Origin of the sequence: Pseudomonas sp. A0308, from assembly GCF_044218815.1 — a bacterium.
GTDB classification, from domain to species: Bacteria; Pseudomonadota; Gammaproteobacteria; order Pseudomonadales; family Pseudomonadaceae; genus Aquipseudomonas; species Aquipseudomonas iridis.
In genome coordinates this window covers 868,033-893,952 of the sequence record NZ_CP162581.1, presented here as the reverse complement: position 1 = coordinate 893,952, position 25,920 = coordinate 868,033, and the positions used below count along the sequence as shown (strand labels likewise).

General features: G+C 59.9%; 24 protein-coding genes. 11 read left to right on the top strand and 13 right to left on the bottom strand.

What is annotated here, in order from left to right:
• Window positions 1–7: 7 nt before the first annotated feature.
• Window positions 8–943 (top strand): CDF family Co(II)/Ni(II) efflux transporter DmeF, encoded by a 936-nt coding sequence (gene dmeF, locus AB4P92_RS04100; RefSeq protein WP_395598934.1) that lies wholly within the window; start codon window positions 8–10, stop codon window positions 941–943.
• Here dmeF and AB4P92_RS04095 read toward each other — a convergent pair.
• Window positions 940–2,049, bottom strand: a complete 1,110-nt coding sequence (locus tag AB4P92_RS04095) for a cytochrome P450 (protein ID WP_395598933.1) — start codon at window positions 2,047–2,049, stop codon at window positions 940–942. The two genes, dmeF and AB4P92_RS04095, sit on opposite strands and share 4 nt — an antisense overlap.
• A gap of 79 nt (window positions 2,050–2,128) precedes the next feature.
• Here AB4P92_RS04095 and AB4P92_RS04090 point away from each other — a divergent pair, with 79 nt between their 5' ends.
• The 3 genes from AB4P92_RS04090 (at window position 2,129) to AB4P92_RS04080 (ending at window position 5,036) form a co-directional block, all read left to right on the top strand.
• Entirely contained in the window at window positions 2,129–2,887 is a 759-nt protein-coding gene (locus tag AB4P92_RS04090) for an ArsR/SmtB family transcription factor (RefSeq protein WP_395598932.1), read from the top strand.
• A gap of 110 nt (window positions 2,888–2,997) precedes the next feature.
• Complete coding sequence (locus tag AB4P92_RS04085; RefSeq protein ID WP_042559689.1) at window positions 2,998–4,218, top strand: putative DNA modification/repair radical SAM protein; 1,221 nt, start codon at window positions 2,998–3,000, stop codon at window positions 4,216–4,218.
• Window positions 4,215–5,036 carry a TIGR03915 family putative DNA repair protein gene (locus AB4P92_RS04080; protein WP_232391893.1) on the top strand — a complete coding sequence of 274 codons (822 nt, stop codon included), beginning with the start codon at window positions 4,215–4,217 and terminating at the stop codon, window positions 5,034–5,036. The genes AB4P92_RS04085 and AB4P92_RS04080 overlap by 4 nt, the downstream gene beginning before the upstream one ends.
• Before the next feature lie 191 nt (window positions 5,037–5,227).
• On the opposite strand, the gene AB4P92_RS04075 is transcribed toward AB4P92_RS04080, so the two are convergent.
• The 5 genes from AB4P92_RS04075 to AB4P92_RS04055 form a co-directional block, all read right to left on the bottom strand.
• A complete protein-coding gene (locus tag AB4P92_RS04075) occupies window positions 5,228–6,247 on the bottom strand; it encodes a branched-chain amino acid aminotransferase (protein ID WP_042559687.1) in 1,020 nt (339 codons plus the stop codon).
• Between the two features lie 243 nt (window positions 6,248–6,490).
• Entirely contained in the window at window positions 6,491–7,864 is a 1,374-nt protein-coding gene (lpdA, locus tag AB4P92_RS04070) for a dihydrolipoyl dehydrogenase (RefSeq protein WP_395598931.1), read from the bottom strand.
• A 4-nt stretch (window positions 7,865–7,868) separates the two neighbouring features.
• Window positions 7,869–9,143 (bottom strand): dihydrolipoamide acetyltransferase family protein, encoded by a 1,275-nt coding sequence (locus AB4P92_RS04065; protein WP_210625002.1) that lies wholly within the window; start codon window positions 9,141–9,143, stop codon window positions 7,869–7,871.
• The gene (locus AB4P92_RS04060) at window positions 9,144–10,202 is read right to left on the bottom strand and encodes an alpha-ketoacid dehydrogenase subunit beta (RefSeq protein WP_042559684.1); all 1,059 of its coding nucleotides are present in this window, start codon (window positions 10,200–10,202) and stop codon (window positions 9,144–9,146) included. It abuts the gene before it with no gap.
• A gap of 1 nt (window position 10,203) precedes the next feature.
• Window positions 10,204–11,439, bottom strand: coding sequence for a 3-methyl-2-oxobutanoate dehydrogenase (2-methylpropanoyl-transferring) subunit alpha (locus tag AB4P92_RS04055; RefSeq protein ID WP_042559683.1), 1,236 nt, complete (start codon window positions 11,437–11,439; stop codon window positions 10,204–10,206).
• 185 nt (window positions 11,440–11,624) lie between these two features.
• Between AB4P92_RS04055 and bkdR the strand changes: the two genes are divergently transcribed.
• Complete coding sequence (bkdR, locus tag AB4P92_RS04050) at window positions 11,625–12,113, top strand: Bkd operon transcriptional regulator BkdR (protein ID WP_042559682.1); 489 nt, start codon at window positions 11,625–11,627, stop codon at window positions 12,111–12,113.
• 27 nt (window positions 12,114–12,140) lie between these two features.
• Here the strand turns inward: bkdR and AB4P92_RS04045 are convergent, their stop codons facing one another.
• On the bottom strand, window positions 12,141–13,004 hold the full coding sequence (locus AB4P92_RS04045) for an MBL fold metallo-hydrolase (protein ID WP_047300614.1): 864 nt from the start codon (window positions 13,002–13,004) through the stop codon (window positions 12,141–12,143).
• A 96-nt stretch (window positions 13,005–13,100) separates the two neighbouring features.
• Here AB4P92_RS04045 and AB4P92_RS04040 point away from each other — a divergent pair, with 96 nt between their 5' ends.
• The 3 genes from AB4P92_RS04040 (at window position 13,101) to AB4P92_RS04030 (ending at window position 15,661) form a co-directional block, all read left to right on the top strand.
• Window positions 13,101–13,442 (top strand): helix-turn-helix transcriptional regulator, encoded by a 342-nt coding sequence (locus tag AB4P92_RS04040; protein ID WP_042559680.1) that lies wholly within the window; start codon window positions 13,101–13,103, stop codon window positions 13,440–13,442.
• 164 nt (window positions 13,443–13,606) lie between these two features.
• Window positions 13,607–14,851, top strand: coding sequence for an FAD-dependent oxidoreductase (locus tag AB4P92_RS04035; protein WP_395598930.1), 1,245 nt, complete (start codon window positions 13,607–13,609; stop codon window positions 14,849–14,851).
• Between the two features lie 9 nt (window positions 14,852–14,860).
• Window positions 14,861–15,661 (top strand): sulfite exporter TauE/SafE family protein, encoded by an 801-nt coding sequence (locus tag AB4P92_RS04030; protein ID WP_395598929.1) that lies wholly within the window; start codon window positions 14,861–14,863, stop codon window positions 15,659–15,661.
• A 47-nt stretch (window positions 15,662–15,708) separates the two neighbouring features.
• On the opposite strand, the gene AB4P92_RS04025 is transcribed toward AB4P92_RS04030, so the two are convergent.
• The 6 genes from AB4P92_RS04025 to AB4P92_RS04000 form a co-directional block, all read right to left on the bottom strand.
• Entirely contained in the window at window positions 15,709–16,989 is a 1,281-nt protein-coding gene (locus tag AB4P92_RS04025; RefSeq protein ID WP_210625005.1) for a TRAP transporter large permease, read from the bottom strand.
• Window positions 16,989–17,516 (bottom strand): TRAP transporter small permease, encoded by a 528-nt coding sequence (locus AB4P92_RS04020; RefSeq protein ID WP_042559676.1) that lies wholly within the window; start codon window positions 17,514–17,516, stop codon window positions 16,989–16,991. The genes AB4P92_RS04025 and AB4P92_RS04020 overlap by 1 nt, the downstream gene beginning before the upstream one ends.
• A 77-nt stretch (window positions 17,517–17,593) precedes the next feature.
• The gene (locus AB4P92_RS04015; RefSeq protein ID WP_042559675.1) at window positions 17,594–18,565 is read right to left on the bottom strand and encodes a TRAP transporter substrate-binding protein; all 972 of its coding nucleotides are present in this window, start codon (window positions 18,563–18,565) and stop codon (window positions 17,594–17,596) included.
• Window positions 18,566–18,625: 60 nt separating this feature from the next.
• On the bottom strand, window positions 18,626–19,519 hold the full coding sequence (locus AB4P92_RS04010; protein WP_395599654.1) for an SMP-30/gluconolactonase/LRE family protein: 894 nt from the start codon (window positions 19,517–19,519) through the stop codon (window positions 18,626–18,628).
• 44 nt (window positions 19,520–19,563) lie between these two features.
• Window positions 19,564–20,388 carry an NAD-dependent epimerase/dehydratase family protein gene (locus AB4P92_RS04005; RefSeq protein ID WP_395598928.1) on the bottom strand — a complete coding sequence of 275 codons (825 nt, stop codon included), beginning with the start codon at window positions 20,386–20,388 and terminating at the stop codon, window positions 19,564–19,566.
• Between the two features lie 392 nt (window positions 20,389–20,780).
• On the bottom strand, window positions 20,781–22,076 hold the full coding sequence (locus AB4P92_RS04000) for an OprD family porin (protein ID WP_395598927.1): 1,296 nt from the start codon (window positions 22,074–22,076) through the stop codon (window positions 20,781–20,783).
• A gap of 320 nt (window positions 22,077–22,396) precedes the next feature.
• Between AB4P92_RS04000 and AB4P92_RS03995 the strand changes: the two genes are divergently transcribed.
• Genes AB4P92_RS03995 through AB4P92_RS03985 form a run of 3 tightly spaced genes read left to right on the top strand, consistent with a single transcriptional unit; the run spans window position 22,397 to window position 25,850 of the window.
• The gene (locus AB4P92_RS03995; RefSeq protein ID WP_042559670.1) at window positions 22,397–24,052 is read left to right on the top strand and encodes an MFS transporter; all 1,656 of its coding nucleotides are present in this window, start codon (window positions 22,397–22,399) and stop codon (window positions 24,050–24,052) included.
• Window positions 24,049–25,191, top strand: a complete 1,143-nt coding sequence (locus AB4P92_RS03990; RefSeq protein ID WP_042559669.1) for an HlyD family secretion protein — start codon at window positions 24,049–24,051, stop codon at window positions 25,189–25,191. Before AB4P92_RS03995 ends, AB4P92_RS03990 begins: the two co-directional genes overlap by 4 nt.
• A 38-nt stretch (window positions 25,192–25,229) precedes the next feature.
• Entirely contained in the window at window positions 25,230–25,850 is a 621-nt protein-coding gene (locus tag AB4P92_RS03985) for a TetR/AcrR family transcriptional regulator (protein ID WP_042559668.1), read from the top strand.
• The last annotated feature ends 70 nt before the right edge of the window (window positions 25,851–25,920 follow it).

Genomic DNA, 25,920 nt, shown 5'->3' with positions numbered 1-25,920 from the left:
CAACATCATGAATCTGACTCCACAGATTGATCGCCACAGCCACGATCACCAGTTTCTCGGCGCCTCTCACGATGAAAACGCCCGTCGCACACTTTGGGTGGTCGCGCTGACGTTTGTAATGATGATCGGCGAGATTGCCGCCGGTTATATCACTGGCTCCATGGCATTGCTGGCCGACGGTTTTCATATGGCGACCCATGCCGGCGCGCTGGGTATTGCCGCTGCGGCCTATGGTTTTGCCCGGCGCAATGCCAACAACAGGCGCTACAGCTTCGGCACCGGCAAGGTCGGTGATCTGGCCGGTTTCGCCTCGGCCATGGTGCTGGGGCTGGTATCGCTGGGCATTGCCGGCGAGTCGATCCTGCGTCTGTTCCAGCCGACCACCGTGGCGTTTGGCGAGGCGACAGTGATTGCCGTTGTGGGGCTGGCGGTCAATCTGGTCAGCGCCTTTGTGTTGATGGGCCACCACGGGCATGACCACGGCCATCATCATTACCATGCTCACGAACATGGCGGTCATCACCATCACGACAACAACCTGCGTTCAGCCTACGTTCATGTGCTGGCCGATGCATTGACTTCGGTACTGGCGATTGCCGCGTTGCTGGCTGGCCGGTATCTCGGCTGGGTCTGGCTGGATCCGGCGATGGGTATTGTCGGCGCCATCGTCATTGCCAAATGGGCGTTCAACCTGATGCGTGACAGCTCCGCTGTGTTGCTCGACGCCACCGATGAGCCGGTGGCTGCCGAAATCCGCGAGCTGCTGGAAACCTCGGGCGACGTGCGGATCAGCGATCTCCACGTCTGGCAGGTTGGCCCGCAAGCACGGGCGGCGATTGTCAGCGTGGTAGCGAGTGCAGGGGTTACCGCAGAAGCCGTTCGCGCGCGGCTGGCACCGGTGCATGAGCTGTCGCACTTGACCATCGAACTGCACAGCGCTTAATTCTTCACTTCAGTGAACAGTGGAATCCGCCCATTGAGGGAGGGGCGGTAGTGCCAGCTCAGGTGTTCCAGTTCAATGCCGTGAGTGAGAATTTCCTGCAACGTCGCGCTGGCAATATTCATGGCGAGCGCTTGCCCCGGACATTGATGTCGACCGCTGCCAAAGCTCAGACTGCGGCGGTTTGGGCGATCCAGTAGAAACTGGTCGGGGTTGTCGTTCAGGGCCGGATCGCGGTTGGCCGAGGCCAGCAGCACCAGAATCACCGCGCCAGCCTCGACGCGCACACCGTCGATTTCGCAGGATGCGGCGACAAAGCGCCGGGTGTTCTGTACCGACGGGTCGAAGCGCTGGAGTTCACTCAGCAAGGCTTCCACTGATTCGCCACGCAACTCGGGCTGACGATGTAATGCCAGCAGCGCATTGCCGATCAGTCCTGCGCAGGCTTCAAACGTCTGCGAGCAGAGGCCGATCAGGTTGGCGATCAGGTTCTCTTCATCCCCTTCAAAGCGCTGCCTGATACCCGCAAGCAAAGAACTGTTCACCGCGGGCTCGGCCAACAACTCTATGAACTGCCCGCGCAACTGTTCGGCGGCGACATGGGCAGCCGCCAGTTGCACGTCGGTGCTCAGTGGCGACAGGCACGCCGCAAAATCCGCCGTCAGCGCACTGATCGTCCGACTCTGCGCCGGAGAAAACCCGAGCAACGCTGCCACCACCGACACCGGACCGCGGAACATGGCTTTGTACAAGCCGTCCGCATCCGTGCTGAGCAGTCGTGCGTTGACTCGCGCCCGGACTTCGTTCTGATCGATCAGCCCCAGTGGCAGCTCGAATGCCGAACGTGGGCAGCGCTGGCGTTCGCCGTCGTTCATCCGCATCAACTGCGCGAAGACCTTGCCGGCCATGCCCTCGGCAATCATTTTGGGCACCGGCTCCAGCGCTGGCCGCACCCGGCAGTCGGCATGAGCCAATACCGCGCAGACGGCGCGAGCGCTGCTGGCGACCCACAGTCTCAGTTCGGGATCAAAGGTCAGTCCGCCCATGCTGCGTAGTTTTGCGTAGTAGGGATAAGGATCGGCGTGAGTCACAGCGATGATCGGGTCCATGGTTCGCAGCCTTGTCGATGAGGAAAGTGTTGCTACTATCTGCAGTCCGTAACGGCGATGATTCGTCGGGGAGCGAAATATGCACGCAGAACATCAAGACATCGGCGTCTCGCAGGTGGCCGCCGCCATCGCCGAGCCGGCGCGGACGAAAATCCTCTGCTCGCTGATGGACGGCCACGCTCGCACCAGCACCGAGCTGGCAGCCGTTGCTGAAGTCAGCGCCTCCACCGCCAGTGCGCACCTGGCCAAACTCAAGGACCTGGCGCTGGTGCGTCTGCATGTTCAAGGTCGCCATCGGTATTACAGCCTCGCCGACAAACGCGTCGCACAGGCGCTGGAAGCGTTGATGGTGATCAGCCAGAACGCCGCGCCAACCTTCAAGCCACACACACCCGATCGCCTGCAATTCGCCCGCACGTGCTACGACCATATGGCCGGGACACTGGCGGTGATGCTGCACGACCGTTTGCTCGAAGCGGGGTGGTTGGTGGCAACCGACGAGCAGGCGTATCGCTTGAGCGACAGCGGTGAGGCGCTGTTTGCGGGGTTGGGCATTGAGGTCGAGGACTTGAATGCACTGCGGCGCAAATTTGCCTGCCCGTGCCTGGACTGGAGCATGCGCCGGCCACATCTTGGCGGGTCACTGGGGGAGGCGTTGCTGCAAGCAGCGCTCAAGCGCAAGTGGGTGACGCAGGATCTGGACAGTCGGGCGTTGGCGTTGACGGCGGTGGGGCGCAAGGAAATTCGTGCGAAGTTCGGTATCGCGTTGCCGATTGAGAACAGCCAGACTAAAAGACCCCAGCCTTCGGCAACTGCAGCGGGCCGTGATCACGTTTAGAAGCTATCGCACGATGCGATCTTTTGATCTACCGACGAAGGGCACTTTTTCACCTTGAACCTGACAGGTCGACCCTATACTGTATATGCAACCAGTAAAGGGCCCGCGCCATGCAAATTATCGACAAGCTCAGCATTCTCGCCGACGCCGCCAAGTACGACGCCTCCTGCGCCAGCAGTGGCGCGCCCAAGCGCAGTTCCGAGGGCAAGAGTGGTCTGGGCTCGACCAATGGCATGGGCATTTGCCACAGCTATACGCCGGACGGGCGCTGCGTCTCGCTGCTGAAAATCCTGCTGACCAATTTCTGCCTCTACGATTGCCAATACTGCGTCAACCGCCGCTCCAGTGATGTGCCTCGCGCGCGTTTCACGCCCGAGGAAGTCGTGGCGCTGACCATGGACTTCTACCGCCGTAACTGCGTCAGTGGGCTGTTTCTCAGCTCGGGGATTATCCGCTCGGCGGACTACACCATGGAGCAGCTGGTTCGAGTGGCCAAATTGCTCCGCGAAGAGCACGAGTTTCGCGGCTACATCCACCTCAAGACCATTCCCGAAGCTGACCCTGCATTGATCGCGGAGGCCGGGCGCTACGCTGATCGCCTGAGCGTCAACATCGAGCTGCCAACCGATGCCAGCCTGCAAATCCTCGCACCGGAGAAGCACATCGGTTCGATCAAGCAGGCGATGCAGACCATCTACACCGGCGAGCAGACCGTACTCAACGAGCCTCGTGCGCCAAAGTTCGCACCGGCCGGACAAAGCACGCAGATGATTGTCGGCGCCGATGACACCGACGACAGCACCATCCTCCATGGCGCCCAGGCCTTGTACGGTAACTTCCGGCTGCGTCGGGTCTACTACTCGGCGTTCAGTCCGATCCCCGATAGCCCGAAAAGCGTGCCACTGGCTGCACCGCCGCTGATGCGCGAGCACCGCCTGTATCAGGCTGATTTTCTGTTGCGCAGCTACGGCTACAGCGCCGGCGAGTTACTTAAGGGGCCGGGAAACCTGGCGTTGGACATCGACCCGAAACTGGCGTGGGCGCTGCAGAATCGCGAGGTATTCCCGCTGGATCTGAACAGCGCCGAACCCTCGTTGATCGCGCGTATTCCCGGCATTGGCCTGCGCACCACGGAACGTCTGGTGGAGTTGCGCCGGCAGCGGCGCATCCGTTACGAAGATGTGGCGCGCATGCGCTGTGTGCTGGCCAAGGCCAAGCCGTTCATCATCACCAGCGATTACCACCCGCAGCAGGCCGAGGTCACCAGTCAATTGCTGTATCAGCAATTGCGCGATCGGCCGATGCCGCAGCAGATGGGGTTGTGGGGATGATCAATCTCGATTGCGACGACCTGTTCGATACCTGGCGCCAGCAGGCACGCTGGCTGCTTAGCCATGAAGTCGACCCGAGTGTGGTGAGCTGGGCCAGCGAGGGCGTCAGTGATCTGTTCGCCAGTGAGCATCAAGTGCCCGAAGGGCAGGGGCCGTTTCAGGCGCGAATTCCGCGTGCATTGCTCGATACGCTTGGGCAAGCCGCACAATATCGTGGCGACCAGCGCTGGAGTCTCTTGTACGAGGTGCTGTGGCGAGTCAGCCACGGTGATCGCACGGCGATGATGGCTGGGGACAAGCTGGGCAGCGAGTTACAGCGGCGGATCAAGCAAGTACGCCGCGAAGCCCATCACCTGCATGCCTTCGTGCGCTTCATCGAGCGGCCGACGGATTTGCCCGGCCCGCAATATGTGGCGTGGCACGAACCGGCGCACGACATCCTGCATAGCGCCAGCGAGCATTTCGTCGCGCGCATGGGCCGGCACCGTTGGCTGATCGCGACCCCGCGTGATGGCGTTTATTTCGATGGCGAACAACTGATCCATGAGCGCCAATGCCCGGTGGAATGGCAGCAAATGGCGCAGAACGTCGACGATCCGCACGGCGATCTGTGGTTGACCTATTACAGCCACATCTTCAACCCGGCGCGGCTGAATCCGAAAGTGATGCAGGGCCATTTGCCGGTGCGGTTCTGGAAAAACCTGCCGGAGGGGGAATTGATCCCCGGGCTGATCACGCAGGCGCGGATGGGCAAGCAGCAGAATGGGCAGGCTAGCGGGATTGCCGGGCGTTCCGGGAAACGGATTGCGCTTAAATAAAAGCTCGCAGCCTTCGGCAGCTCCTACAGGGAAGCGTGAACACCCGATACACAAATGTCCCAAGCATACTGAGTCACTGTAGGAGCTGCCGAAGGCTCGGGCCGCGATCGGACGATCTTTTGATCTCGCTTTAAATAAAAAGCCCCCACCGGTTTCCCGGTGGGGGCTTTTGGATATCAGCAACCGTCAGATCAAACCTTGACGATCCAGCCCGCTGGCGCTTCGATGTCGCCGGTTTGCACGCCAGTCAGCTCTTTATAGAGCTTCTGGGTAACCGGGCCGACTTCGGTTTCGCTGTGGAACACATGCAGATGGTCGTTGTAGCTGATGCCGCCGATCGGGGTGATCACCGCCGCAGTGCCGCAGGCGCCGGCTTCCTTGAAGTCAGCCAGTTTGTCGATCAGCACATCGCCTTCAACCACTTCCAGGCCCAGACGCGTTTTCGCCAGCTCGATCAGCGACAGACGGGTGATACCCGGCAGTACCGAGGGCGAGCTTGGGGTCACGAACTTGTTGTCGTGGGTGATCCCGAAGAAGTTGGCCGAGCCGACTTCTTCGATTTTTGTGTGGGTCATCGGGTCCAGATAGATCGCGTCAGCGAAGTTGGCTTTCTTGGCTTTCGAGCCCGGCATCAGGCTGGCCGCGTAGTTGCCGCCGACCTTGGCTGCACCGGTGCCTTGTGGGGCGGCGCGGTCGTAGCTGGAAATCTGGAAGTTGTGCGGGGTCAGGCCGCCCTTGAAGTAGGCGCCGACCGGGATGCAGAAGATCGAGAAGATAAACTCGGGCGCAGTGCGCACGCCGATGTTGTCACCCACGCCGATCACGAACGGACGCAGGTACAGCGCGCCGCCGGTGCCGTATGGCGGAATGAAACGCTCGTTGGCACGAACCACTTCTTTGCAGGCTTCGATGAACTGCTCGGTTTCGACCATCGGCATCAGCAGACGCGCGCAGCTGCGTTGCATGCGCAGGGCGTTCTGGTCCGGGCGGAACAGGTTGATCGAACCGTCCTTGCAACGATAGGCCTTCATGCCTTCGAAGCACTGCTGACCATAGTGAAGGGCAGTCGAGCCTTCGCTGATGTGCAGCACGTTGTCTTCGGTCAGGGTGCCTTTGTCCCACTCGCCATCGCGAAAGTACGACAGATAGCGCTTGTCGGTCTTGATGTAGTCAAAACCCAGCTTGTCCCAATTGATGCTTTCGTTACCCATGACACCCTCTATCACTGAACAACCGTCGAAACGGTTCAAGGCTTCTGACGTTTTTTGGATGGGCACAACAATACTTCATTCTTGAGCGGTTTCGCAGCCCGGACTATCGGATGACAGACAGATAATTCGTGTTGCCCTCAGGAATTCGCGAGCAGGCTCGCTCCCACAGGTAGAACCCATTTCAAATGTGGGAGCGAGCCTGCTCGCGAAGGGGCCTTCATGGCCATCCGCAAAAGTCCTGAATTACAGATGCAACGCATGCCCCAAAGCACGCAACGCCGCTTCCTGCACCGCTTCACCCAAGGTCGGATGCGCATGAATGGTGCCGCCGATGTCTTCCAGCCGCGCGCCCATTTCCAGGCTTTGTGCGAACGCCGTGGACAACTCCGAAACCCCGACACCCACCGCCTGCCAACCGACAATCAAATGATTGTCGCGACGCGCAACCACCCGCACGAAGCCGGTTTTCGACTCCAGGGTCATTGCGCGGCCATTGGCAGCGAACGGGAAGCTGGAAACGATGCAGTCGAGCCCGGCAGTTTTGGCCTCGTCCGGCGTCTTGCCGACCACCACCAGTTCCGGGTCGGTAAAGCACACGGCAGCGATGGCTGTTGGGTTGAATTCGCGGTTTTTGCCGCTGATCAGCTCGGCAACCATCTCGCCTTGCGCCATGGCGCGATGGGCCAGCATCGGCTCGCCGCTGAGGTCGCCGATAGCGTAGACATTGCGCATGCTGGTCTGGCAGCGGCTGTCGATCTTGATCGCCGAGCCGTTCATGTCCAGATTCAGTGCTTCGAGGTTCCAGCCCTGCGTATTAGGTTTGCGACCGACGGCCACCAGCACCTGATCCGTTTCCAGATTCAGGGTGTCGCCGTTTGGATCACGCACCTGCAACGTACCGTCGAAACCCAGCACGCTGTGGTTCAGATACAGTTTCACGCCCAGTTGCTTCAGCGCTTCATGCACCGGTTGCGTCAGCTCAGCGTCATAGGCCGGCAGAATGCGCTCCTGCGCCTCGACCACGCTGACTTCAGCGCCAAGCTTGCGATAGGCAATGCCCAGCTCCAGACCGATATAACCACCGCCGACCACGACGAGACGTTTCGGCACGCTTTTCGGCGCCAGCGCTTCGGTGGAGGAGATGATCGGTCCGCCAATCGGCAGGATCGGCAGGTTGACACTGGTCGAACCGGTGGCCAGCACCAGATGCTCGCACTGAATGCGCGTGTCGCCGACTTCAACGGTTTTACCGTCGATGACTTTGGCCCAGCCGTTGATGACTTGAATCTTGTTCTTCTTCAGCAATGCGGCGACGCCAGTGGTCAGGCGATCAACAATGCCGTCCTTCCACTCGACGCTTTTGCTGATATCGAGGGTCGGCGCCGAAACGCTGATACCCAGTGCCGAATGCTGGTTGTGCTGCTGGGTCTGGTGAAACTGCTCAGCCACATGGATAAGCGCTTTCGAGGGAATGCAGCCGATGTTCAAGCAAGTGCCGCCCAGCGATTGGCCTTCGACCAGAATGGTCTGAATGCCCAGTTGCCCGGCGCGAATCGCCGTGATGTAGCCGCCGGGGCCGCCGCCAATGATCAGCAGCGTGGTGTTCAAGGTTTGCATTGCATCACTCCACAAACAGCGTTGCGGGTTGTTCGAGCAGGCCACGAATGGCCTGGATGAAGAGCGCCGCGTCCATGCCATCGACCACGCGGTGATCGAAGGAGCTGGAGAGGTTCATCATCTTGCGGATCACTACCTGGCCTTTGACGACCATCGGACGTTCGACGATTTTGTTGACGCCGACGATGGCCACCTCCGGCAGATTCAGCACCGGCGTGCTGACGATGCCGCCCAACGCACCGAGGCTGGTCAGGGTGATGCTCGAGCCGGACAGTTCATCGCGGCTGGCCTTGCCGTTGCGGGCGGCGTTGGCCAGGCGCGAGATTTCTGCAGCACTGTCCCAGAGGCTGCGCGCTTCGGCGTGACGCACCACCGGCACCATCAGGCCGACATCGCTTTGCGTGGCGACCCCGACATGCACGGCGCCGAGGCGAGTGATGACCTGGGCTTCGTCGTCGTAACGGGCGTTCATCTGCGGGAAGTCGCGCAGGGCCACCACCAGTGCGCGGACGAGGAACGGCAGCAAGGTCAACTTGCCACGGCTGGCGCCGTGTTTTTCGTTCAAATGCGCGCGCAGTTCTTCAATTGCGGTGACGTCGATTTCTTCGACGTAGCTGAAGTGAGCGGCACGTTGAGTGGCGTCTTGCATGCGCTGGGCAATCTTGCGGCGCATGCCGATCACTTGAATCTGTTCTTCGTCGTTGCGCTGGGCATAAGCGGCGGCGACTGGCGCTTGAGCGTTGGACTGACATTGCGCCAGATAGGCATCGAGGTCTTCGTGCAATACGCGACCGGCCGGGCCACTGCCACGCACCAGACGCAATTGAATGCCCAGATCCAGCGCATGTTTGCGCACGGCCGGGGAGGCCAGCGGACGCTCATTCGCCTCACGGGCAACCATCGGGCCCTGACAAACGGCAGCCGAGCGCGGTGCAGCGGCGGCGGGTTTGGTCTCTACGACAGCTTCGGCTTTCGGTGCAGCAGGTTCCTTGACAGTAACCGGAGCCGGCGCCGCCGACTCTTTCAGATTGCCCGCGCCTTCCACTTCAATGCTGATCAGCACGCTGCCGACCGCCATCACTTCACCCGGCTGACCACCGAGCGCAATCACCTTGCCATGCACCGGCGACGGAATATCGACCATCGCCTTGTCGGTCATGACATCGGCCAGCACCTGATCTTCAACCACCAGATCGCCAACCTTGACGTGCCATTGCGACAGTTCTACTTCTGCGATGCCTTCGCCAATGTCTGGCATCTTGATAACGTGCGTGCCCATTCAGACCTCCATGACCCGTTTCAAAGCCGCGCCCACTCGGGACGGGCCAGGGAAATACGCCCACTCTTGCGCGTGCGGGTAGGGGGTGTCCCAACCGGTGACGCGTTCGATCGGCGCTTCCAGGTGATGGAAACAGTGCTCTTGCACCAGCGACACCAACTCTGCGCCGAAACCGCAGGTGCGAGTGGCTTCGTGAACCACTACGCAGCGACCGGTTTTCTTCACAGATTTGACGATGGTTTCCAAGTCCAGCGGCCACAGGCTGCGCAGGTCGATGACTTCGGCATCGACGCCGCTTTCTTCAGCGGCCACTTGCGAGACATATACGGTGGTGCCGTAGGTCAGCACGGTCACGTCCTTGCCCGGACGGGTGATCGCGGCGACGTCCAGCGGCACGGTGTAGTAGCCGTCCGGAACCTGCGCGGCAGGATGTTTCGACCACGGGGTTACCGGGCGGTCGTGGTGGCCGTCGAACGGGCCGTTGTACAGGCGTTTTGGTTCGAGGAAGATCACCGGGTCATCGTTTTCGATGGAGGCGATCAGCAAACCTTTGGCGTCATACGGGTTGGACGGCATGACCGTGCGCAGACCACAGACCTGAGTGAACATCGCCTCGATGCTCTGACTGTGGGTCTGGCCACCGTAGATGCCACCACCGCACGGCATGCGAAGGGTCATCGGTGCGGTGAACTCGCCAGCCGAGCGATAGCGCAGACGCGCCGCTTCGGAAATGATCTGGTCGGACGCCGGGTAGACATAGTCGGCGAACTGGATCTCGGCCACCGGACGCAAACCGTAAGCGCCCATACCGACGGCAACGCCGACGATGCCGCTTTCGGAAATCGGTGCGTCGAACACCCGCGACGAGCCATATTTGGTCTGCAGGCCTTCGGTGCAACGGAACACGCCGCCGAAGTAACCGACGTCCTGACCGAATACCACCACGTTGTCGTCACGTTCAAGCATCACATCCATGGCCGAGCGCAGGGCCTGGATCATGGTCATGGTGGTCGTGGTCATGGCGGTTTCCAGCTGAATATTGTTGTTGTGATCGTTCATCTCAGACCCCCAACTGCTGACGCTGGCGCTTCAAGTGCTCCGGCATCTCTTTGTAGACGTCTTCGAACATGGTCGCGGCGCTTGGAATCTGGCCGCCGGCGAGGGTGCCGTACTGCTCGGCCTGTTTCTGCGCGGCAATCACTTCGGCTTCGAGTTCGGCGCTGACGGCGGCGTGTTCTTCATCGGACCAGTGGCCGATCTTGATCAGGTGCTGCTTGAGACGCGCGATCGGGTCGCCGAGCGGGAAGTGGCTCCAGTCATCGGCAGGACGATATTTCGATGGATCGTCGGAAGTCGAGTGCGGGCCGGCGCGGTACGTGACCCATTCGATCATGGTCGGGCCGAGGTTGCGGCGGGCGCGCTCGGCAGCCCATGCAGAAGCCGCGTAGACCGCGTAGAAGTCGTTACCGTCAACACGCAGCGAGGCAATGCCGCAACCGACGCCGCGTCCGGCGAATGTGGTGGCTTCACCGCCAGCGATGGCCTGGAAGGTCGAAATCGCCCACTGATTGTTGACCACATTGAGGATCACCGGCGCCCGATAAACGTGGGCGAAGGTGAGGGCGGTGTGGAAGTCTGATTCGGCAGTGGCGCCGTCGCCGATCCAGGCCGAGGCAATTTTGGTGTCGCCCTTGATCGCCGAGGCCATGCCCCAGCCCACGCCCTGAATGAACTGGGTGGCGAGGTTGCCGGAAATGGTGAAGAAGCCGAAGTCCTTGACTGAGTACATGATCGGCAGTTGACGGCCCTTGAGCGGGTCCCGCTCGTTGGACAACAACTGGCAGATCAGGTCGACCAGCGGCACGTCGCGCGCCATCAGAATGCTTTGCTGACGGTAGGTCGGAAAACACATGTCGTCGACGTTCAACGCCAGCGCCTGGGCGCTGCCGATGGCTTCTTCGCCAAGGCTCTGCATGTAGAACGACATTTTTTTCTGACGCTGGGCGACCACCATGCGGTTGTCGTAGATACGCGTCTTGAGCATGGCGCGCATACCCTTGCGAAGGATCTCGACCGGCACGTTTTCAGCCCATGGGCCGAGGGCGTTGCCCTGATCGTCGAGCACGCGAATCAGGCCTCGCGCCAGGTCGGCGGTGTCGGCGGGTTCAACGTCGATGGAAGGTTTGCGCACCGTGCCGGCATCTGTCAGATGCAGGTAGGAAAAGTCGGTTTTGCAGCCTGGACGGCCCGAGGGTTCAGGGACGTGCAGACGCAGCGGTTCGTACGCTTGGGTCATGGCTTCTACGCTCGATCTTGTGAATTTCTTGTAGTGAGCTGGCAGTCATTCTTCGCTGGAAGAAATCTTGTCCTACAACAATCATAGGCGCGGGCAAGAAGAATATTTCTCTCTGTTTCGTTGCGCTGGAGATGATTTGCAGATAAAAAATCTGCATAAACATAAAAAACAGGTGGTTTTGTCTCATGCGCAAACTGGACCGTACCGATATCGGCATTCTCAACAGCCTTCAGGAGAATGCGCGCATCACCAACGCCGACCTCGCACGCTCGGTGAATCTGTCGCCAACGCCGTGTTTCAACCGGGTCAAGGCAATGGAAGAATTGGGCCTGATTCGCGAGCAAGTTACGCTGCTCGACGCCGATCTGCTGGGTCTGCATGTCAACGTGTTCATTCACGTCAGCCTGGAGAAGCAGGTGGAGGAGGCATTGCAGCATTTCGAGGAGGCGATTTCCGATCGCCCCGAGGTGATGGAGTGCTACCTGATGGCCGGCGACCCGGACTATCTGATCCGGGTTTTGGTGCCGTCCATCCAATCGCTGGAGCGATTCATGATGGACTTTCTGACGAAAGTGCCGGGGGTGGCAAATATCCGGTCGAGCTTTGCGCTCAAGCAGGTGCGCTATAAAACGGCGTTGCCATTGCCGGCGAATGGGTTGACGTTGGGTGTCTGAAAGGCAAGATCGGACGATCTTTTGACGTTAAAGCTTGTTGATCGGAATCTTCAGATAAACCACGCCATTGTCTTCCGCCGCCGGAAAATTCCCCGCCCGCACATTTACCTGAATAGCCGGCAGCAACAGCGTCGGCATACCCAGCCCGGCATCACGCTTGGTACGCATCTCGACGAACGCCGCTTCATCAATGCCGTCATGCACATGAATGTTGCTTTTACGCTGCTCGCCAACGGTGGTCTGGCAGTGTGCGTCGCGGCCCTCTGGCGGGTAGTCATGGCAAACGTAGAGTTTCACGCTGGCAGGGAAGGCCAGCAGTTTGTGAATCGAGTTGAACAGTTGATGGGCATTGCCGCCGGGGAAGTCGCAGCGCGCAGTGCCCACATCCGGCATGAACAGCGTGTCACCGACCAGAATCTGCTCGCCATCGATCAGGTAAGCCATGTCCGCCGGTGTATGCCCCGGCACATGCAGCGCCGTGGCTTTGAGGTTGCCGATGGTGAATGATTCGTTCGGCGCGAACAGGTGATCGAACTGCGAGCCATCGACACAGAATTCCGGCTCGAGATTGAACAATGCCTTGAACACGTTCTGCACTTTGCTGATCGACTCGCCAATCGCGATCTTGCCCCCCAGTTCCCGACGCAGATACGGCGCGGCGGACAGGTGATCGGCGTGGGCGTGGGTTTCCAGTAGCCATTGCACTTGCAAGTCATGTGCGCGGACAAACGCAATGATCCGATCAGCCTGAGCGGTGCAGGTGCGGCCGGCGGCGCCATCGTAGTCGAGCACCGGGTCGACGATTGCGCATTGTCCGCCGTCGGCCTCGTAGACCACGTAGCTGTAGGTCGAGGAGGCGGGGTCAAGAAAGGCTTCAATCAACGCGGTCATGGACATGAACCTGTGCAAGGGTGGAAAAGTCAGTTGCAACACTTTATGTAAAAACATAATGTTCGCAGCTTAAGTGACGTTGAAGGCATCATGCAAATGCAATCCACTCTGACCGAATGTGAAGTCGCCCAATTGCGCGCTTCGGCCTCCAAGGCCTGTTCGCTGCTCAAGGCCATGGCCAATGAAGATCGTCTGTTGATCCTCTGTCAGCTGACCCAGGGCGAGCGCAATGTCGGCGAACTGGAAAAGATGACCGGCGTGCGTCAACCGACGCTGTCCCAGCAACTGGGCATTCTGCGCGATGAGGGATTGGTCGGGACCCGTCGTGAGGGCAAATACATCTTCTACGGGCTGGCCAGTCCTGAAGTGATTCAGGTGATGAAAACATTGTCCGGCCTCTACTGTGGCGCCGTGCTCAAGAGCCTGGGTCATCAGTAAATATCCGCCAACACACCACATTCCCTGTGGGAGCTGGCTTGCCAGCGATGAGGATTTTTCATTCGATATTGATGGCGACTGACACTCCGCCATCGCTGGCAAGCCAGCTCCCACAGGTTTTGTGTATGACGGGTAACCTTGCGTGCAGCTATAAGGAACAAGCAATGAACGTTCAACACTGTGGCCCATCCATCAGTGCAGACATCGTGGTCATCGGCGGCGGCACTGCCGGTATCGCCTTCGTCGCCAGCCTGCTCAAGCGCGACCCGCACTTGAACATCACCGTCATCGAACCGAGCTCCCAGCATTACTACCAACCGGCGTGGACGCTGGTCGGTGGCGGCGCTTATGACGTGAAAGACACCGTTCGACCGATGAGCAAAGTCATCCCGCGCCAGGCAACCTGGATTCAAGCGGCGGTCACCCAAATCGACGCGGACAACCGCCAACTCAGCCTCAGCGATCAACGCAGTGTCAGCTATCAAAACCTGATCGTCTGTCCCGGCCTGCGTCTGGCCTGGGAGAAAATCGAAGGCGTGAAAGACAGCCTCGGCCAGCACGGCGTCACCTCCAATTATAGTTATCAGCACGCGCAGTACACCTGGGATCAGGTGCAGAAACTGCGCGGCGGCAAGGCGCTGTTCACTCAGCCGGCAATGCCGATCAAATGTGCTGGCGCCCCACAAAAAGCGCTATACCTGTCCTGCGACCACTGGCTTAAAAGCGGCGTGCTGAACAACATCAATGTCGAATTCAATCTGGCGGGCGCCGCGTTGTTCGGCGTGGCCACATTCGTGCCGCCGCTGATGAAATACATCGAGAAGTACAACGCGCAACTGGCGTTCAACGCGAATCTGGTCAAGGTCGACGGCCCGGCGAAAACCGCGTGGTTCGAGGTCAAGGACGCCGACGGCAACGTCACCCGCGAGGCGAAAACCTTCGATCTGTTGCACGTAGTGCCGCCGCAGGTTTCGCCGGAGTTCATTGCGCAAAGCACATTGGCCGACGCCGCTGGCTGGTGCGAAGTCAATCCGCACAGCCTGCAGCATCCGCGTTATCCCGAGGTGTTTGCACTGGGTGATATCTGTGGCACCAGCAACGCGAAAACCGCCGCGGCGGTGCGCAAGCAAGTTGTGGTGGTCGCACAAAACCTGCTGGCCCTGCGCAAGCAACAACCGCTGCTGTTGAAATACGACGGCTACGGTTCCTGCCCGCTGACGGTGGAGAAGGGCAAGGTGATCCTCGCCGAGTTCGGTTATGCCGGTAAATTGCTGCCGACCTTTGCCCTGGACCCGACCGTGCCACGTCGGTCGGCATGGTGGTTGAAGGCAACGCTGCTGCCGTGGTTCTACTGGAACGGCATGCTCAAAGGTCGCGAATGGCTGACCAGCCTGTCCAAGGTCGATTGAGAAAACCCTATGTTGCTGGCAATTCTGTTTGGCGTGGTGATGGGGTTGGTCCTCGGGTTGACCGGGGCCGGCGGCGGGATTCTTGCGGTACCGGCGCTGGTGCTCGGGCTCGGCTGGACGATGACGCAAGCGGCGCCAGTGGCGTTGTTTGCCGTCGGCAGTGCGGCGGCAGTCGGCGCTATCGATGGCTTGCGTCATGGTCTGGTGCGTTATCGCGCGGCGCTATTGATTGCCGCACTCGGCGCGGTGTTTTCGCCGCTGGGGATCTACTTCGCGCATCAGTTGCCGGAGAAGATCCTGATGATTCTGTTCAGCCTGCTGATGGTCATGGTTGCCTGGCGCATGTTGCGGCGCGAGCGTCAGCAAGCGGGGCCGAGTGATCATGGCCACGCCAGTTGGGGCCAGAAGAATTGCATGCTCGATGAAGAGACCGGACGCTTCGACTGGACGGCCAAATGCACCGCAACCCTGGCGGCATTGGGTGCGGTGACGGGCGTGGTTTCAGGATTGTTGGGTGTGGGTGGCGGCTTCTTGATCGTGCCGGCGTTCAAGCAGCTGACCGACGTGCAGATGCGCGGCATCGTTGCCACGTCATTGATGGTGATCAGCCTTATTTCGGCGATCGGCGTGATCGGTGCGTTTCATGCCGGGGTGCGGATCGACAGCCTGGGTGCGGCGTTCATTGTCGCCAGCGTTGTCGGCATGATCATCGGGCGCAAGCTCTGCGCAAGGGTGCCGGCACGTGCGTTGCAGGTGGGGTTTGCGAGTGTGTGTCTGGTGGTAGCGGGGTACATGTTGTTGCGGGCTTGAGGGAAACCCTGTGGCGAGGGAGCAAATCCCTCGCCACAAGTACTGCGTTACAACACCAGATGCGGCAGCCACAACGAGATCGCCGGCACGTACGTTACCAGCAGTAAAACCATGAACAGCACCGCATAGAACGGCAGCAGCGCTTTCACGGTGCTCTCGATACTGACCTTGCCAACGGCCGAGCCGACAAACAGCACGGCGCCCACCGGCGGTGTTATCAATCCGATCCCGAGGTTGACCAGCATGATCATGCCGAACTGCACGGGGTCGACGCCAATGCCGAGAATCACCGGCATCAGGATTGGCGTGAGGATCAGGATCAGCGGCGCCATGTCCATCACTGTGCCGAGCAACAGCAGCATGACGTTGATGCACATCAGGATCACGTAGCGGTTGTCCGACAGGGTCAGGAACAGCGTGGTGATCTTCGCCGGAATCTGCATCAGGGTCATGATGTAGCCGAAGCTCGCGGCAAAACCGATCAGGATCATCACGATCGAAATCGTCCGCACGGTGCGGTGCATCAGCTTGGGCAGTTCACTCCACTTGTAGTCGCGGTAGATGAACATGGTCACGAAGAACGACCACAGCACCGCGATGGCAGCCGATTCGGTGGCAGTGAAAATCCCCGACAGGATGCCGCCGAGGATGATCACCATCGCCATCAAACCCCACAACGCTTCGCCGCAGATTTTCAGGGCCTGGCGCATCGGGATGACTTCGCCTTTGGGATAGTCGCGTTTACGCGCGAAAATCAGGCAGAGCACCATCAGGCACGCGCTCATCAACAGGCCGGGAACCACGCCGGCCATGAACAGCGATGCGATGGACACGGTGCCGCCGGCGGCCAGCGAGTAGAGCACCGAGTTGTGGCTCGGCGGGGTCAACAGCGCTTGCACGGAGCCGCTGACGGTCACCGCCGTGGAGAAATCACGCGGGTAGCCTTTACGCTCCATTTCCGGGATCAGCACCGACCCCACAGAAGCGGTGTCGGCTACCGACGAACCGGAAATTGCGCCGAAAAACGTCGACGCCACGATGTTGACCAGCGACAGGCCACCACGCACGAACCCGACGAGCACACCGGCAAACGCCACCAGGCGCCGGGACATGCCGCCCTCGGCCATGATCGCCCCGGCCAGAACAAAGAACGGAATCGCCAGCAGCGAGAATTTGTTCACCCCGCCCGCGACCTGGATCATCAGGGCCTGAAACGGAATGTCGATCCACCATGCGCCGATCAGCGCCGACAGCCCGAGGGCGTAGGCGACTGGCATGCCGATCAGGATCAGTACGATAAAACTGCCCAGCAGAATCAATGCGTCCATCAGGCAGCCCCTTCGTTTTCTTCAACCAGATCGAACCGCACCACGCGGCGATTGCTCTGGTCACCCAGCAAAAGTTTTTCCACGACGAAAATCAATGTCAGCGCGCCGCCAACCGGAATCGGCATGTAAGTGATGCCCACGCGCAGGGTAGGCATGGCGCTCATGAACTGGTTCCAGGTGGACAGGCACAGCTTGGTGCCCCAGATGGTCATGAACAGGCAGATGATGCCCATCAACACCTGGGAAACGATGCTCATGGTTCTGCGCATGTTCGGGTTCAGGCGATCGGTGACCATGGCCACGGCCATGTGTGCACCGGCTCGATAACTGGCGGCAGCGCCGATGAAGGTGAAAACCATCATCAGCAGGATGGCGGTGGGCTCCGGCCAACTCGAACCGGTGCCAAGGATGTAACGGGCAAACACGCCCCAGGGGATGATCAGGGAAATGGTCAGCACCGACAGACCGGCGACCCAGATGCAGGCCATGTAGATCCGGTCATTGATGCTCAGCAGTAGATTCTTCATCGGGTTCCACCGTAACCGGGCAGGCGCTGACACCAAACGAGGTCAGCGCTGCCGGGCCTTTCATTGAGGACAGAGAGTTACTGAACGGCTTCGATGCGCTTGATCAGGTCAGCGTAAGGCGCGCCGTACTTTTCGCGGACCGAAGCGGTGGCCTCGTAGAAGGGTTTTTTGTCGACGGTGATGAACTCCACGCCGGCAGCCTTGAGTTTCTCTTCACTGCTGGTGGACTTGGCGTCCCACAACGCGCGTTCCTCGGCCTGCGCGGCTTTGGCTGCTTTCTTGACCAGTACTTGTTGATCGGGAGTCAGTTTTTCCCAGGTGATTTTCGACATCACGATGGGCTCGGGCAGAATCAGGTGACCGGTCAGGCTGTAGTACTTGGCGTTCTGGAAATGGTTGTGTTCGAGCAGGGTCGGGGGGTTGTTTTCCGCGCCGTCGATCACCCCTGTTTGCAGGGCACTGAAGATCTCGCCAGTGTCCATCGCGATGCCGTTGCCGCCCATGGCGTTGATGGTGTCGATGAACATCGGATTGCCTTGCACGCGAATCTTCATGCCCTTGAGGTCTTCGAGTTTGCGCACCGGTTTTTTGGTGTAGATGTTGCGCGTACCGCCGTCCATCCAGGCCAGGGCGACGAGACCGAATTCGGAATTGCTGATCTTGTCGAGAATTGCATCGCCGACTTCGCCGTCAATGACGGCGCGCATATGCGCCTGATCGCGGAAGATGAATGGCATGTTGAACACGTTCACGTCCGGTACGACCGGGCCGACGATACCGAGGCTGACCCGTGTCATCTGGATCGCGCCGACCTGCGCCTGTTCGATGACCTCTTTCTCCGAGCCGAGCACACCGCCCGGGAAGTACTTGAAGGTCAGGTCGCCATTGGTTTCCTTGGTCAGGGCATCGCCCATGCTTTTTTCGGCGACAACCGTTGGATAACCGGCGGGGTGGATGTCGGCGAATTTGATTTCCAGCGCGTGAGCGGCGCTGCTGAGGGTGAAGGCCAGCGGAAGTGCGGCGGCGAGCAAGGTGCGTTTGAAGTCCATGGGGGTGTCTCCAGTCTTGTTATTTTTGTGTTCAAGGCACAGCGGTGCAGCAGAGGCGGGTTAAAGCAAATCGTTGAAAAAAGGCTCCGGCAGGCCTTTGACGCCGGGGTTCAGGGCGAACACGCCGCCGGCCAGAGACTGCGGGTCGTGGTCATCGCCGGGGCGGATCGAAGCGACAAACAGGGTGTCCATTCGGGCGCCACCAAAGGCGCACATGGTCGGTTTCTTCACCGGCACTGGCAGCGAATAATCAAGGCGTCCATCCGGGGTGAAACGGTGGACAAAGCCGGCGTCGTTGGCGCAGATCCAGTAGCAACCGTCGGCATCGACTGCCGCGCCATCAGGGCGGCCGCAGTGCTGATTCATGTCGACGAAGACGCGACGGTTCGACGGTATGCCGCTGGCAGTGTCGTAATCGAAAGCCCAGATCAGTTGCACGTTGGGATGCGAGTCGGACAAGTACAGGGTTTTGCCATCGGGGCTGAAGCCGAGCCCGTTGGGTACGATGAAACCGTCGAGTTGCGCGTCGATCACACCGGACTCGTTGGCGCCGTAGCGATAGAGCCGACCTTCGGGCGCATTCAAACCCATGTTCAGCACCATGCTGCCCGCCCAGAAACGGCCCTGACGGTCGCAACGACCATCGTTGAGGCGCATGTCTTCGCGGCTGTGTTCGACCGTAGCGAGCAATTCGCTGTCGAGGCTGCCGTCCGCGTTCGGGTGCAGACGGAAAAAACCGGTTTCCATGCCCGCGATCCAGCCACCACGGCTGTGAGGGGCGATGCAGGCGAGCATTTGCGGGGCTTTCCAGGCGTGAACATGCCCGGTGTCGGCGCTCCAGCGTTGCAGGCCACCGTTGGGAATATCCACCCAATAGAGGGCGTTTTCCTGCGGCACCCAGACCGGGCTTTCACCGACCGCGTTGCGGGCGTCGACGATCAATTCGGCTTGCATACTCATTCCCTTGGTTCTTGTTGGAGGGGGATCAAGTGGACAGGTCAGTCACCAAACGGCCCGGCCGCAACGAAGGCGCCGCCCTGATAAATGCGCGCCGGGTCATCGGCGGCCGGCATCGGCTGTGCCTCGACTTTTTCGCGGAACACTTCAGAGCTGTCCTTGGCTTCGAAGCCGAGGTGGCTGGCCAAGCGGTTGTCCCACCAGACGTCCTTGTTGTCGGACATGCCATACACCACGGTGTGGCCGACATTCGGCGTGTACAGCGAGCGTTCGAGCAATTGGGTGAGGTCGTCGAAGCTCAGCCAGGTGTGCATCATTCGGCGATTCTGTGGTTCCGGAAACGAAGAGCCGATGCGAATGCTCACGGTCTCGATGCCGTAGCGATCGAAGTAGAAACTGGCCATGTCCTCGCCGTAGGACTTGGACAAGCCGTAGTAACCATCGGGGCGGCGGGCGGAGCTGGCGTCGAGTTGTTCGTCCTGTTTGTAGAAGCCGATGACGTGGTTGGAACTGGCGAAGATCACGCGTTTCACGCCATGCCGGCGGGCGGCGTCATAGATGTGGAAGACGCCGCAGATGTTGGCGCCGAGTATCTCTTCGAACGGCCGTTCAACGGACACACCGCCGAAATGCAGGATCGCGTCGACGCCTTCGACCAGTTGGTGCACAGCGTTTTTGTCGGCGAGATCGCACAGCACGACTTCTTCGCGATCATCCACGGCCGGGCCGAGCGCAGCGATGTCAGACAAACGCAGCACATTGGCGTAAGGCCGCAGACGTTCGCGCAAGACTTTGCCCAGGCCGCCGGCAGCACCGGTCAGCAGCAGGCGATTGAATGGGGCGCGTGAGGTAGAGGTGGACGTCATGGCAATCCCTGAACTCATTGTTATTAGGTTTGTTGTAGGTTGTCGTATGACTGCGCTGAAGTATCGGTAGGGTTTCCGGATCTTGTCAACGCGACTTTTGGTGTAAATGACGGAAGGGCTGATTGCCCGGTTGTCGCCTGACAATGCGATCCCTGCAGGAGTGAGCCTGCTCGCGATAGCGCAGTGTCTATCAACATCAATGTTGAATCTGCCGCCCTCATCGCTGGCAAGCCAGCCCCCACAGGTATCAAAGGCATGTACGATTCCTGTGTTCACCACCAACACTGTGGGAGCTGGCTTGCCAGCGATGGCGGCGGTTTAGGCAACATTTGCATTGACTGACATGACGCCATCGCGAGCAGGCTCGCTCCCACAGAGAAAGGGCGGATGCCTTACAACAACGATATCGGATAGCTGATAAAGAGCCGGTTCTCATCGAACTCGTTGGTGCTGAAGTCTCGGCGAATTGTCGCGTTGCGCCATTTCAAATTGAGATTTTTCAGTGGCCCGCTCTGTACGGTGTAGGCCAGTTCCGACTCGCGTCCCCATTCCTTGCCATCGCTGGTGGTGGCGGTGTGGACGTTATCGCCGCTGATGTAGCGGTTCATCATGGTCAGACCGGGAACGCCGAGCGCGACGAAATTGTAGTCATGGCGAACCTGCCAGGAGCGCTCCTTGGCGTTGTCATAACTGGCGTTGTAACTGTCGTTGGCCAGGGTGCCGCCGCTGGTGCCGTTGACGCGCATCCATGCATCGTCGCCGCCGAGTTTCTGCAGGCCGACATAGAAGGTGTTGCCGCCGTATTTGGCCGAAAGCAGGGCGAATGCGGTTTTGTTGTCGAGATCGCCGGCCTGCGCGCTGCCGTCTTCCTTGCCGGTGAAGAAACCGAGGTTGGCGCCCAGCGTCCAGTCCCCGATTGGCTGGCTATGGCTGAGGTTGAAGTATTGCTGCTGGTAGATGTCGGTGAGTTCGGCGTACCACACGCCCACCTGGGTGCGCTTGTCGTTGAAGGCATATTCACCACCGCCGAAGTTGAACCGGTCGGACGTGAATGCGCCGCGGCCGTTCATCGACATGTCTTCCATGCTCGCGTCGTTGCGCGGACTGTTGCCGCGGAACTGGCCGCCGTACAGGCTTAAGCCGTTGATCTCGGTGGATGTGATCTGGCCACCGCGAAAGGTTTGCGGCAGGGAGCGGCCATCGTCGGAACGCAGGATCGGCAGCACCGGCATCCACTCGCCGACCTTCAATTCGGTCTTCGACACCTTGGCTTTCAACGCCACACCGAGGCGACCGAAATTGTCTGCCGGGCGCCCGTCATCGTGGATCGGCAGCAGCTGTGTACCGCCAGTGCCTTTGCCACCATCGAGCTTTTGCGAGTACAGCCCGAGCATGTCTATGCCGAAACCCACGGTGCCTTGGGTGAAGCCGGACCTGGCATCGAGAATGAAGCTCTGCGTCCACTCTTCAGCCTTGCCCTGCGCATTGTTCGGGTTGGTGAAGTTGCGGTTGAAGTAGGCGTTGCGCAGGTTCAGCGTGGCTTTGCTGTCTTCGAGAAAGCCTTCGGCGGCGGCGCTCATGGGCAAGGCGAGAACGAGACTGCTGCAGCCGATCAGGCTAAGGGTGGCACGAGGACAAGTGACGCTAAAGCGGGAAGGGCGGACGGAATTGCGGGCGATTGTGCTCACTGTGACGCTCCCTGGATCATTGTTGTTTTTATTATTGTTATACGTCGTCGTACAACATAGGGGCGGATATTTCCTAGGTTTCACTGGAAAGTCAACAGGAAGTTATACGATGACTCGTTCGAGGTAAAAATCGCCCATTCAACATAGAACCCTGTGGGAGCTGGCTTGCCAGCGATAGCGGTGTGTCAGTACACAAAGATGCCGGATCTGCCGGCCTCATCGCTGGCAAGCCAGCTCCCACAGGGTTTTTTGTTGTCCATGGAATGTGCTGTCTGTGGTTTTGCGGCAAACTTCGTTCATCTCCCGCACAAGGCTTTTCAATGGATCAATACGCCCCGCGCAACTGGCAGCCTCACGAGAAGCCCAGTTTGCCCGGCTCCCCCTCGACGCCATTGCACTCCAATCCCAAGCGACTGGCCTATGCGCTGGTGGGTTTGCTGGTGGCGTTGACTGGCGGTTTGGGCAATTCGCTGGTGGTCGCCAACCTGATTTACCTGCAGGGCGCGCTCGGTGCGACCACGGCGGAGATGGCCTGGCTGCCGGCGGCGTATGTGATGACCAACGTGTCGATGAACCTGCTGCTGGTGAAGTTTCGTCAGCAGTTCGGTTTGCGTGCGTTCACCGAGGTGTTTCTGGTGCTGTATGCGCTGGTGACCTTTGGCCATTTATTCGTCAACGATCTGAACTCGGCAGTGGCGGTGCGTGCGGCGCACGGTATGGTCGGCGCGGCGTTGAGCTCCTTGGGTTTGTATTACATGGTCCAGGCGTTTCCGGCGAAATGGCGGATGAAAGCACTGGTGCTCGGCCTCGGCAGCTCGCAATTGGCTTTGCCGCTGGCGCGATTGTTTTCCGAAGATTTGTTGCAGATTGCCGAATGGCGCGGGCTGTACCTGTTCGAATTGGGCATGGCACTGCTGTCGCTGGGTTGTGTTCTGCTGCTCAAGCTGCCGCCCGGAGACCGCTTCAAGACTTTCGAAAAACTCGACTTTCTCACCTTCGCGATTCTGGCCAGCGGTGTGGCGCTGCTCTGCGCGGTGCTGTCGCTGGGGCGGATCGACTGGTGGCTGGAGGCCGACTGGCTCGGCGTCGCCCTGGCCGGTTCGATCGCGTTGATCCTCACGGGCCTGGCCATCGAACACAACCGCAGCAACCCGTTGTTGATGACGCGCTGGCTCGGCAGCGGGGTGATGATTCGTCTGGCGCTGGCGGTCATCCTGATTCGCATGGTCACCTCGGAGCAATCCACCGGTGCGGTCGGCTTCATGCAAAACCTCAACATGAGCAGCCAGCAGTTACACAGCCTCTACGTGGTGATGATGATCGGCAGCGTCGCCGGGTTGTTGACCAGTGCGCTGACGATCAACCCGAAACACCTGCTCATGCCGCTGATTATTTCGCTGGCATTGATGGCCACAGGCTCGGTGATGGACAGTTTCTCCAACAACCTGACCCGCCCTGAAAACCTGTATTTCAGCCAGTTTTTGCTGGCGTTCGGCAGTACCTTTTTCCTCGGTCCGACCATGGTCCTCGGCACCCGTAATGTGCTGACCAATCCACGCAATCTGGTGAGTTTTTCCGTGCTGTTCGGGATCTGCAACAACCTCGGCGGCCTGATCGGCGCGGCGCTGCTCGGCACCTTTCAGATCGTCCGGGAAAAATTTCATTCCAGCCACATCGTCGAGCACCTGACGTTGTCTGATCCGTTAGTGGCCGCGCGGGTGCAGAGCGGCGGCTCGGCGTACGGCTCGCTACTGGCCGACCCGAGCCTGCGCAATCTGGCCGGGATTCGCAGCCTGGCCAATGCCGCGACGCGCGAAGCCAACGTGCTGGCCTATAACGATGTGTTCATGCTTATCGCGGTGATCGCGGTGCTGACCATGATCTGGATTTCCATTCGCGCACTGTGGCTGATGAGCACCACCAAAGCCGTCGCCCCTGCGCCTCCCGTATCTTCCAGCGGTGCCACAACTTCATGACCGAACCGACCACCACAACCACCAATGCCATCGCCGCCACCCCGGAAGGCGTGGCGCCGCCATCCTCGCCAGGCACCGAACCGCGTTCACTGCGGGTACGGATCATCTCGTCATTGGGTTTTGCCGCGGTTGCCATCGTCGGCGTATTGATCGTGCTGTATGCCTGGCAATTGCCGCCGTTCAGCAGTGCCGTCGAGACCACCGAAAACGCCCTGGTGCGCGGGCAGGTGACGATCATTGGCCCCCAGCTTGCGGGCTATGTTTATGAAGTGCCGGTGCAGGATTTCCAGTTCGTGAAGGCCGGTGATTTGCTCGTACGTCTGGATGACCGCATCTATCAGCAACGCCTTGACCAATCGCTGGCGCAACTGGCGGTGCAGAAAGCCGCCCTGGCCAACGTGGTGCAGCAACGCAACAGCGCCGAAGCGACGATCAAGTTGCGTCAGGCAGTGGTCGCCGACAGCGAAGCGCAGTTACGCAAAAGTGCGGCCGATCTGCGCCGTAACAAGGAACTGGTGAGAGACGGCTCCGTGTCCAAACGTGAAATGGACGTGGCACTGGCGGCCGACGCGCAAAGTATCGCGGCCGTCGCCCAGGCCAAGGCCAATCTGGAAATCGCCCGTCAGGACCTGCAAACGGTGATCGTCAATCGCGGCTCACTCGAGGCCGCTGTCGCCAGCGCCGACGCCGCCGTGCAACTGGCCCGGATCGACCTGTCGAACACGCGCATCGTCGCCCCGCGCGACGGCCAGCTCGGGCAGATCGGCGTGCGTCTCGGCGCTTACGTCAACTCCGGGGCGCAGTTGATGGCGTTGGTGCCGAACCAGAAATGGGTGATCGCCAACATGAAGGAAACCCAGATGAACAACGTGCGGGTCGGGCAACCGGTGCACTTCACCGTCGACGGGTTGAACCACCGCAAATTCACCGGGCATGTGCAGCATATTTCGCCGGGCACCGGTTCTGAATTTGCCTTGTTGCAGGCGGACAATGCGACAGGCAACTTCGTCAAAATCGCCCAGCGAGTGCCGGTGCGCATCACCATTGATCCCGATCAGCAGGAAGAAGAACGATTGCGACCGGGGATGTCGGTGGTGGTAAGTATTGATACGGCGGCGGGGGATACCCAGCCGCATTGACCAACAGTCTTCGAAAACGTTGTTGTCAGGGAGCCCACATGGGCAATCACAAGATCGAGATTCGCCGCAGTAACGTCGAAAAAATTCTCCTCGGCGCGGAAAAGGTCTTCGCCGAAAAAGGTTTTGGCAGCACCGCCATGGCCGACATCGCCGCGGAGGTGCAACTGCCGCGTTCCAATCTGCATTACTACTTCAGCACCAAGAGTGAGTTGTACAGCGCGGTGCTGTTTGATCTGCTGGAAGTGTGGAAGCAGGACGCATTGTGCTTCGAGATGTTCGATGACCCGCGGGTGGTGCTCAGCAGCTATATCCGCGCCAAGATGAACCACTCGCGCAGTCGGCCGTATGGCTCGAAAGTCTGGGCCAATGAAATCATTCATGGTGCGCCGACGCTGGGTGAGGCGCTGGATGTCAGCCTGTATGACTGGGCGAAGATGAAAGAAGCGAAGATCCGCCAGTGGGTTGAGGACAAGCGCATCTTACCGGTGGAGCCGTCGAGCCTGCTGTACATGATCTGGGCGTCGACCCAGCATTACGCCGACTTTGATCATCAGGTGAATATCCTGAACGATCACCAGCCGCTGTCGGACATGCAGTTCGAGCGGGCGGTGCAGACGGTGACGAGTGTGATTTTGCGCGGGATCGGGCTGGAGCCCTAAATCAAAAGCTGACCCTCACCCCAGCCCTCTCCCGGAGGGAGAGGGGGCCGACCGGGTAAAGACCGGGTAC